The organism is Bacillus sp. LL01, from assembly GCF_001037965.1.
The window spans coordinates 1-10839 of the sequence record NZ_LFEL01000035.1 but is presented as its reverse complement, the minus strand read 5'-3'; the positions used below and the strand labels follow the sequence as shown (position 1 = coordinate 10839).

General features: G+C 41.2%; 8 protein-coding genes and 1 other annotated feature. All 8 genes read left to right on the top strand.

All coding sequences use genetic code 11. From position 1 onward, the window contains the following. A partial coding sequence (gene nusG, locus AB685_RS22690; RefSeq protein ID WP_047972853.1) for a transcription termination/antitermination protein NusG occupies nt 1-370 on the top strand: 370 nt, incomplete at its 5' end. Between the two features lie 158 nt (nt 371-528). Beyond that, entirely contained in the window at nt 529-954 is a 426-nt protein-coding gene (gene rplK, locus AB685_RS22685; RefSeq protein WP_047972852.1) for a 50S ribosomal protein L11, read from the top strand. Nucleotides 955-1076: 122 nt separating this feature from the next. Further along, complete coding sequence (gene rplA, locus AB685_RS22680; RefSeq protein ID WP_047972851.1) at nt 1077-1772, top strand: 50S ribosomal protein L1; 696 nt, start codon at nt 1077-1079, stop codon at nt 1770-1772. Nucleotides 1773-1830: 58 nt separating this feature from the next. Continuing rightward, nucleotides 1831-1967, top strand: a sequence feature (ribosomal protein L10 leader region). Nucleotides 1968-2003: 36 nt separating this feature from the next. Further along, the gene (rplJ, locus tag AB685_RS22675; RefSeq protein ID WP_047972850.1) at nt 2004-2501 is read left to right on the top strand and encodes a 50S ribosomal protein L10; all 498 of its coding nucleotides are present in this window, start codon (nt 2004-2006) and stop codon (nt 2499-2501) included. Nucleotides 2502-2565: 64 nt separating this feature from the next. Next, the gene (gene rplL, locus AB685_RS22670) at nt 2566-2928 is read left to right on the top strand and encodes a 50S ribosomal protein L7/L12 (RefSeq protein ID WP_047972849.1); all 363 of its coding nucleotides are present in this window, start codon (nt 2566-2568) and stop codon (nt 2926-2928) included. Between the two features lie 130 nt (nt 2929-3058). After that, on the top strand, nt 3059-3664 hold the full coding sequence (locus AB685_RS22665) for a class I SAM-dependent methyltransferase (protein WP_047972848.1): 606 nt from the start codon (nt 3059-3061) through the stop codon (nt 3662-3664). Nucleotides 3665-4011: 347 nt separating this feature from the next. Continuing rightward, a complete protein-coding gene (gene rpoB / locus AB685_RS22660; protein WP_047972847.1) occupies nt 4012-7551 on the top strand; it encodes a DNA-directed RNA polymerase subunit beta in 3540 nt (1179 codons plus the stop codon). A 137-nt stretch (nt 7552-7688) separates the two neighbouring features. Beyond that, nucleotides 7689-10839 (top strand): DNA-directed RNA polymerase subunit beta' (gene rpoC / locus AB685_RS22655; protein ID WP_047972846.1); only part of this gene is annotated, 3151 nt, incomplete at its 3' end.

Genomic DNA, 10839 nt, shown 5'->3' with positions numbered 1-10839 from the left:
AGTAACAAAGAAAGTATTTCCAGGGTATGTAATAGTTGAGATGGTAATGACGGATGATTCATGGTATGTTGTTAGAAACACCCCAGGTGTTACTGGCTTCGTTGGCTCATCAGGTGCAGGTTCAAAACCTACAGCATTATTACCAGAAGAAGTAGAAGCGATCCTGAAGCAAATGGGTGTTAGTGAACCTAAAGCGGATCTAGACTTTGAACTGAAAGAATCAGTTAAAGTGAAAGAAGGTCCATTTGCTAACTTTATTGGTTCAGTTGAAGAAATTTATCTGGACAAGCAAAAGGTTAAAGTTCATGTTAATATGTTCGGCCGTGAAACACCGGTGGAACTAGAATTTAATCAAGTTGAAAAGATTTAATCGAAAAAACTTGAAAGTTATCTCTGAAGGTGATAAAATCTTCATGTTTGATAATGGTTTTATTACATGAACCATCGGGTGCATGAGTGCATCYGTTTTTTGAGTGGGAGGGTGTAGACACCCGRATAACCACATCACGGACTAAGGAGGTGTGTCACGTGGCTAAAAAGGTAATTAAAATGGTTAAATTGCAAATTCCTGCTGGTAAAGCTAATCCAGCGCCACCARTTGGTCCTGCATTAGGTCAAGCAGGTGTTAATATTATGGGATTCTGTAAAGAGTTTAACGCTCGTACTTCAGACCAAGCTGGTCTTATTATTCCAGTTGAAATTACGGTATTTGAAGATCGTTCGTTTACATTCATCACTAAAACTCCGCCTGCTGCTGTTCTTCTTAAGAAGGCTGCTGGTATTGAGTCAGGTTCTGGTGAGCCTCACGTTAAGAAAGTTGCAACAGTTAAACGTGATAAAGTGCGCGAGATTGCAGAGACTAAAATGCCGGATTTAAACGCAGCTGATGTTGAAGCGGCTATGCGTATGGTTGAAGGTACTGCACGTAGCATGGGTATCGTAATTGAAGACTAATTAGTAACATTGTTTTTATGGAGGTTGCGATGAGGAAACCCCTCTTTACCTAGTTTCTAGGTTCGCAACCTTTAATAGTGGGAGGTACTACCGCTAAAACCACATTCGAGGAGGAAATTAGCATGGCTAAAAAAGGTAAAAAATATCAAGATGCTGTGAAGCTCGTAGACCGTGATACGGCTTATCTTGCTGAAGAAGCAATTGAACTTGTAAAGAAAACTGCTACAGCTAAATTCGATGAAACAGTTGAAGTTGCTGTACGTTTAGGCGTTGACCCTAAGAAAGCAGATCAACAAATCCGTGGAGCTGTTGTTCTACCAAACGGAACAGGTAAAACTCAACGAGTTCTTGTATTTGCTAAAGGTGAAAAGGCTAAAGAAGCTGAAGCTGCTGGCGCTGATTATGTAGGTGAAGAGGATTACATTAACAAGATCAACCAAGGTTGGTTCGAGTTTGACGTAATCGTAGCAACACCTGACATGATGGCACAAGTTGGTAAGCTTGGTCGTGTTCTTGGACCTAAAGGCTTAATGCCAAATCCTAAGACTGGTACAGTAACATTTGATGTACAAAAAGCTGTTAACGAAATCAAGGCTGGTAAAGTAGAATACCGTGTTGATAAAGCTGGTAACATTCACGTACCAATCGGTAAAGTTTCGTTCGAAACAGGGAAGCTTGTAGAGAACTTCACAACAATTATTGAAACATTAATGAAAGCAAAACCTGCTGCTGCTAAAGGAACATACATGAAGAATGTTGCTGTAGCATCAACTATGGGACCTGGTGTACGCGTTAACGCTTCATCAATTGCAAAGTAATTATTGACTTTCAATAATAGTTTTATTATACTCTTAAGAGTGCCTCGGCACACTTGAGTTAAAAAAGAACATCATACCGTAGACAGTAGGTGCGCAGTGCGCTTAATTTCCTGCCGAGGTAAGCCTATAGATTCAGTGAATATAACTGACATCAATATGCCCTCATGTCTACATGGGGGCTTTTTATATCGCTTCTGAACGGTATGGTATAAAACCATGGGAGGTGTAAGGATGAGCGTGCTAGAACAAAAGAAACAAATTGTCTCTGATATCGCAGATAAGTTACGTGATAATAAAGCAACGATTGTTGTTGATTATCGTGGTCTTAATGTTGCTGAAGTAACTGAACTTCGTAAGCAACTTCGTGAAGCGGGCGTTGAGTTCAAGGTTTACAAAAACTCTTTAACTCGTCGTGCGGCTGAAGCGGCTGAACTATCAGAACTAAACGAAAAGCTTGTTGGACCAAACGCTGTTGCTTTCAGTGCAGATGATGTTATTGCTCCTGCGAAGGTGCTTAACGAATTTGCTAAGAAGCATGATGCTCTTGAGATCAAAGCTGGTGTTATTGAAGGGCGAGTTGCTACGGTTGAAGAAATCAAAGCTCTTGCTGAACTTCCATCGCGCGAAGGTCTACTTTCTATGCTTGCGAACGTACTTCAAGCTCCAGTACGTGGTTTAGCATTAGCTGCGAAAGCTGTTGCAGAACAAAAAGAAGAAAAAGGTGCGTAAGCTAACGCTACTCACTACATGTAATACAAACTAAAAAACTTATTTATAATAGGAGGATTTCAAAATGACTAAAGAACAAATCATTGAAGCAGTTAAAGAAATGACTGTTTTAGAACTTAACGACCTTGTTAAAGCAATCGAAGAAGAATTTGGTGTAAGTGCAGCTGCTCCTGTAGCTGTAGCTGGTGGAGCTGCTGACGGTGGCGCTGCTGAGCAAACTGAGTTTGACTTAATCCTAACTTCTGCTGGTGGTTCAAAAATCGGCGTAATCAAAGTTGTTCGTGAAATCACTGGTCTTGGTCTTAAAGAAGCTAAAGCATTAGTTGATGGTGCTCCTGCTCCAGTTAAAGAAGGCATTGCTAAAGAAGAAGCTGAAGAAATGAAAGCTAAACTTGAAGATGCTGGTGCTTCTGTAGAAGTTAAGTAATAAATCTTCAAAAAGACTCGCATCTATGCGGGTCTTTTTTTATCTAGCATTTAAGTTATGGTCCATTACTTATTTGTCGATAATGGTGGTAGCTACTTTATGTGTAGAAAGGTGAAAGGAGGTCGCGGTTTTGGCTGGTCATTATTATTCTAAAGATCCTAAAGTGGAAAGTGATGAGCGGACATGGTCATTTGAATTGCGGGGCAAATCATTCAAGTTCACCTCGGATAGAGGGGTCTTCTCAAAGAAGGAAGTCGACTTTGRAAGTCGACTTCTAGTTGATACATTTATTATGCCGGAAGTAGACGGTGATGTATTAGATGTCGGTTGTGGATATGGCCCTATTGGCTTGTCGATTGCATCGATTGATCGAGATCGTAGAGTACACTTAGTTGATGTGAATGAGCGAGCGCTTGATTTAGCGAAAAAGAATGCGAGCAACAATGGAATTGATAACGTTGAGGTTTATGAGAGTGATACTCTTAACCAAGTGAAAAAGAAAGATTATGCTGCTATTTTAACGAATCCACCGATACGAGCAGGTAAAGAAATCGTGCATAGAATCTTTGAGCAATCATATGAATATCTAGCGCATCACGGGCAGCTTTGGGTCGTTATTCAAAAGAAACAAGGTGCCCCGTCAGCAATCGATAAGATTGAGAGTTTATTTGGAAACGTAGAAGTAGTTGAAAAGAAGAAGGGCTACTTTATTTTGTGTGCGAAAAAAATTGACTGAGTATATACTTTGTGATATTGTTATTTAATGCGTATAACTACCTATTTTTCGTAAAGTCTATCTTTTTTTAATTTGTATAGCGATGGAGAAATATGGTTATACTAGTATAATCGAACGAACGGATGGAAATGTGGTTTTATTAATCGAAGCCATTTTTTCTTTTTGTGCGTGAAGACTATGTCAGGTAATACAAGATTTAAGCTTATATATGCGATGTGATCGAACATGGCAGTATAAGTGTGTACGCAATCTATAAAAATGTTTAGTCTGTAATTTTCTTCTTTGAAGAAGAGAGTAGATGAAGCCATTTTTAGATACTATAACGCGAGATTTGAGGGGTGAATCAGTTGACAGGTCAACTTGTTCAGTATGGACGCCACCGCCAACGTAGAAGCTATGCAAGAATTAATGAAGTGTTGGAGTTGCCAAACTTAATTGAGATTCAAACAGCTTCTTATCAATGGTTTCTTGATGAGGGACTAAGAGAAATGTTTCAAGATATTTCCCCCATTCAAGACTTCACAGGGAATTTAGTTTTAGAGTTTATTGATTACAGTCTCGGGGAGCCCAAATACCCAGTAGATGAATCAAAAGAACGTGATGTAACGTTCGCTGCCCCTTTACGTGTAAAAGTCCGTCTTATTAACAAAGAGACTGGAGAAGTAAAGGAACAAGAAGTATTCATGGGTGACTTCCCATTAATGACCGAAACAGGCACTTTCGTCATTAACGGGGCGGAACGTGTTATCGTTTCTCAGTTAGTACGTTCGCCAAGTGTGTACTATAGTCAAAAGACTGACAAGAATGGGAAGAAAGGTTTCACCGCTACTGTTATTCCAAACCGCGGAGCATGGTTAGAGCTTGAAACCGATGCTAAGGACWTAGTATATGTCCGTATTGACCGCACAAGAAAGATTCCAGTGACGGTTCTTTTGCGTGCACTAGGGTTTGGATCTGATCAAGAGATCATTGATCTATTAGGTGAAGACGAATACCTTCGTAATTCCCTAGAAAAAGATAATACAGATAGTACGGAAAAAGCATTGCTTGAAATCTATGAGCGTCTTCGTCCGGGTGAACCACCAACAGTTGAAAATGCTAAGAGCTTGCTTGATTCTCGCTTCTTTGATCCGAAGCGTTATGACTTAGCGAATGTTGGTCGTTACAAGATTAACAAGAAACTTCATATTAAAAACCGCCTTTTCAATCAACGTTTAGCAGAAACGTTAGTTGATCCAGAGACTGGTGAAGTAATTGCTGAAGAAGGTACGGTGCTAGATCGTCGTACGCTAGATCGTATCCTACCAAACCTTGAAAACAATATTGGTTTCCGTACTGCTCGTGCTTCAGGCGGAGTGGTAGAAGATAGTGAAATCAATCTTCAATCTATTAAGATCTATGCACCGGATGACCAAGAGGGTGAGCAAGTGATCCGTGTTATCGGGAATGGTCTAGTAGAGCGTGAGGTTAAGCATATTACACCGTCTGATATTATCGCATCTATCAACTACTTCTTTAACTTATTGCATGGTGTTGGTGATACAGATGATATTGACCATTTAGGTAACCGTCGTCTTCGTTCTGTAGGAGAGTTATTACAAAATCAATTCCGTATTGGTTTATCTCGTATGGAGCGTGTTGTTCGTGAACGTATGTCTATTCAAGACCCAAATATGATCACACCACAAGCATTAATTAATATTCGTCCGGTTATTGCATCAATTAAAGAGTTCTTCGGTAGCTCTCAGCTTTCTCAGTTCATGGATCAAACAAATCCACTTGCTGAACTGACACATAAGCGTCGTTTATCTGCACTAGGACCGGGTGGTTTAACACGTGAGCGTGCTGGCTTTGAAGTACGTGACGTTCACTACTCTCACTATGGTCGTATGTGTCCGATTGAAACGCCAGAGGGACCAAACATTGGGTTAATCAACTCATTATCTTCTTACGCGAAGGTAAATGAATTTGGCTTTATGGAAACTCCATATCGTCGTGTTGACCCGGAGACTGGAAAAGTAACTGCGCAAATTGACTATTTAACAGCAGATGAAGAGGATAACTATGTTGTCGCTCAAGCAAATGCTCGTCTTAATGATGATGGCTCATTTATTAATGATAATATCATTGCCCGTTTCCGTGGTGAGAACACTGTTGTTCCACGTGAACGTCTTGACTACATGGATGTATCACCTAAGCAAGTTGTTTCTGCGGCGACGTCATGTATTCCTTTCTTAGAGAATGATGACTCGAACCGTGCGCTTATGGGAGCGAACATGCAACGTCAAGCTGTTCCACTTCTTATTCCTGAAGCTCCTTTAGTGGGTACAGGTATGGAGCACGTATCAGCAAAAGATTCAGGTGCGGCGATCGTATCAAAACATCCTGGTATCGTAGAACGTGTAACGGCAAAAGAAATCTGGGTTCGTCGTCTTGAAGATGTAGAAGGTAAGCAAGTTAAGGGTGACCTTGATAAGTACCGTCTACAAAAATTCATTCGTTCAAACCAAGGTACAAGCTACAACCAACGTCCAATCGTTGCTGAAGGTGACGTTGTTGAAAAACGTGAAATCCTTGCTGATGGTCCTTCAATGGAGAGCGGTGAAATGGCATTAGGCCGTAACGTTCTTGTTGGGTTCATGACATGGGATGGTTATAACTATGAGGATGCGATCATCTTAAGTGAGCGCCTTGTAAAAGACGATGTRTATACATCCGTTCATATTGAAGAGTATGAATCAGAAGCTCGTGATACGAAGCTTGGACCTGAAGAAATCACACGTGACATTCCAAATGTCGGTGAAGATGCACTTAAAAACCTTGACGAACGTGGAATTATTCGCGTTGGTGCTGAGGTTAAAGACGGGGACATTCTAGTTGGTAAAGTAACACCAAAAGGGGYTACTGAATTAACAGCTGAAGAACGTCTATTGCATGCAATCTTCGGCGAAAAAGCTCGTGAGGTTCGTGATACTTCTCTACGTGCACCACATGGTGGAGACGGAATTGTTCTTGATGTGAAGATCTTCAATCGTGAAGATGGCGATGAGCTTCCTCCTGGTGTGAATCAGCTAGTACGTGTTTACATTGTACAGAAGCGTAAGATTAACCAAGGGGATAAAATGGCCGGACGACATGGTAACAAAGGTGTTATCTCTCGTATCTTGCCAGAAGAAGATATGCCGTTCCTTCCTGATGGAACACCAATTGATATCATGTTAAACCCACTAGGGGTACCATCTCGTATGAACATTGGACAAGTGCTTGAGCTCCATTTAGGTATGGCTGCTCGTAAACTTGGTATCCACGTTGCTTCACCTGTATTTGATGGAGCGAATGAGGAAGATGTTTGGGGTACGCTAGAGGAAGCTGGTATGGCACKAGATGGTAAGACAATTCTTTATGATGGACGTACAGGTGAGCCATTTGATAACCGTGTATCAGTAGGGATCATGTATATGATCAAACTTGCTCACATGGTTGACGATAAGCTACACGCCCGTTCGACAGGTCCTTACTCACTTGTAACGCAACAACCACTTGGTGGTAAAGCACAATTTGGTGGACAACGTTTTGGTGAGATGGAAGTATGGGCACTTGAAGCATATGGAGCTGCTTATACATTGCAAGAAATCTTAACTGTTAAGTCCGATGATGTAGTTGGACGTGTTAAGACGTATGAAGCAATTGTAAAAGGTGAAAATGTTCCTGAACCTGGTGTCCCAGAATCATTCAAGGTACTAATTAAAGAGCTTCAATCACTAGGTATGGATGTGAAGATGCTTTCAAGTAACGAAGAAGAGATCGAGATGAGAGAGCTTGATGACGAAGATGAACAGACTTCAGAAAAGCTAAACTTAAATCTTGAATCAAGCGAAAACGCATAAAGAACAAAGCGATGCGGGGGCTAGATGTACTAGTTCCCATGTTGCTGTCTTACCCTCTTTCTACAATGAAAAAGAGAATATAGATACTGACATTTGCGTGTTTATAAGACATGGAAATTAAAAGGGAGGTTGGCCCCTTGATAGATGTAAATAATTTCGAGTATATGAAAATCGGTCTTGCTTCACCGAACAAGATTCGTTCTTGGTCAAGAGGAGAAGTTAAGAAACCTGAAACGATTAACTATCGTACACTAAAACCTGAAAAAGACGGCTTATTCTGTGAACGTATCTTCGGACCTCAAAAGGACTGGGAATGTCACTGTGGTAAATATAAGCGTGTTCGTTATAAAGGTGTTGTGTGTGATCGTTGTGGCGTAGAGGTTACACGTGCAAAAGTACGTCGTGAGCGCATGGGTCACATTGAACTAGCTGCTCCTGTTTCTCACATTTGGTACTTCAAAGGAATTCCGAGTCGTATGGGTCTTGTGCTTGATATGTCTCCTCGTTCTCTTGAAGAGGTCATTTACTTTGCTTCTTACGTAGTAACTGATCCAGGTGAAACACCACTGGAGAAAAAGCAACTTCTTTCTGAAAAAGAGTATCGTACGTACCGTGACAAATATGGTCGTTCGTTCACAGCAGCAATGGGTGCAGAAGCGATCCGTAAACTTTTAGCTGATATCGATCTTGAAAAAGAGGTAGAAGGCTTAAAAGAAGAGCTATTAACAGCTCAAGGGCAACGTCGTACTCGTGCGATTAAACGTCTTGAAGTGTTAGAGGCATTCCGTAATTCAGGAAATGAGCCATCTTGGATGGTCTTAGATGTACTGCCGGTTATTCCGCCAGAATTACGTCCAATGGTTCAGCTTGATGGAGGGCGTTTTGCAACTTCAGATCTAAACGATTTATATCGTCGTGTTATTAACCGTAACAACCGTTTGAAGCGTTTATTAGATCTAGGAGCTCCAAACATTATTGTTCAGAATGAAAAGCGTATGCTTCAAGAAGCAGTTGATGCATTGATTGATAATGGTCGTCGTGGCCGTCCGGTAACTGGACCAGGTAACCGTCCGTTAAAATCTTTATCTCATATGCTTAAAGGTAAGCAAGGGCGTTTCCGTCAAAACCTATTAGGAAAACGTGTTGACTACTCTGGTCGTTCGGTTATCGTAGTTGGTCCGAACCTAAAGATGTATCAATGTGGACTTCCGAAAGAAATGGCACTAGAGCTATTTAAGCCGTTTGTTATGAAGGAGCTTGTAAGTAAAGGTCTTGCTCATAACATTAAGAGTGCTAAACGTAAGGTAGAGCGTGTACAACCTGAGGTGTGGGATGTACTTGAAGAAGTTATCCGTGAACATCCGGTATTATTAAACCGCGCACCTACACTTCACCGTCTTGGAATTCAGGCGTTTGAGCCAACTCTAGTAGAAGGGCGTGCAATCAAACTTCACCCACTCGTATGTACAGCTTATAACGCTGACTTTGATGGTGACCAAATGGCTGTTCACGTACCTTTATCAGCAGAAGCACAAGCTGAAGCTCGTCTTCTTATGCTAGCAGCTCAAAACATCTTGAATCCGAAAGATGGTAAGCCGGTTGTTACTCCGTCTCAAGATATGGTATTAGGTAACTACTACTTAACAATGGAACGTGAGGAAGCTAAAGGTACAGGTTCTATTTTCAAAGATACAAACGAAGCAATACTTGCTTATCAAAATGGATTTGTTCATCTTCACACGCGTGTAGCGATTCCGGTTGCTTCGCTTGGTAAGACGACATTTACAAAAGAGCAAGAAGATAAATTGTTACTAACAACTGTAGGTAAGTTGATTTTCAACGAAATCCTACCGCCTTCATTCCCTTACATCAATGAGCCAACTATGGTGAACTTAGAAGTCGAAACACCTTCTAAATATATCGTACCAAGCACAACTGATGTAGCGAAGCACTTTGCAGAGAGTGAAGAAGTTATGCCGTTTAAGAAAGGCTTCCTAGGAAACATCATCGCTGAAGTATTCAAGAAGTTTAAGATTACTGAGACTTCTAAAATGCTTGACCGTATGAAAGACTTAGGCTTCAAGCATTCAACAAAAGCTGGTATTACAGTTGGGGTAGCCGATATCGTTGTACTTGCTGAGAAAAAAGAAATCCTTGCTGAAGCTGAAGAGAAGGTTGAGAAGGTACAAAAGCAATTCCGTCGTGGTCTTATCACAGAGGAAGAGCGTTATGACCGTGTAATCTCTGTTTGGAGTGAAGCAAAGGATATTATCCAAAATAAACTAATGGGTACTCTTGATAGAAGAAACCCAATCTTTATGATGAGTGATTCCGGTGCCCGTGGTAACGCATCTAACTTTACGCAACTTGCAGGTATGCGTGGTTTGATGGCTAACCCGTCTGGACGCATCATCGAACTTCCGATCAAATCAAGTTTCCGTGAAGGTTTAACGGTACTCGAGTACTTCATCTCAACTCACGGGGCGCGCAAAGGTCTTGCCGATACTGCCCTGAAGACTGCCGATTCAGGTTACCTGACTCGTCGTCTTGTAGATGTGGCACAAGATGTTATTGTTCGTGAAACTGACTGTGGAACTGATCGTGGTCTAGAAGTTGCTGCAATTAAAGAAGGGAACGAAATCATTGAAGGATTATACGATCGCCTAGTTGGTCGTGTGRCATTCAAAACCGTTCGTCACCCTGAAACAAATGAGGTTGTAATTAAGAAGAACGAACTGATTACCGAAGACATTACTAAATTAATTATTGATGCCGGGATTGAAAAAATGACAATCCGTTCTGTTTTCACTTGCAATACTCGTCATGGTGTATGTAAGAAATGTTACGGTCGTAACCTTGCAACAGGAAGCGATGTTGAAGTTGGGGAAGCGGTTGGCATCATCGCTGCTCAATCAATCGGTGAACCGGGTACTCAGCTTACAATGCGTACATTCCATACAGGTGGGGTAGCAGGAGACGATATCACTCAAGGTCTTCCGCGTATCCAAGAAATTTTTGAAGCTCGTAACCCAAAAGGTCAAGCGGTCATCTCAGAAATTGAAGGGGAAGTTGTTGACYTTAAAGAAGGAGAAAAACGTGAGGTGACGGTACGTAGTGAATTGGAAACGATAAACTATGCAATTCCTTACGGCTCAAGAATTAAAGTTTCTCTTGGGGATCAGATTAAAGCTGGTGAAAGCTTAACAGAAGGTTCGATTGATCCGAAAGAACTTCTTAAAGTCCTTGGTATGAATGGCGTTCAAGAGTATCTCTTACGTGAAGTGCAAA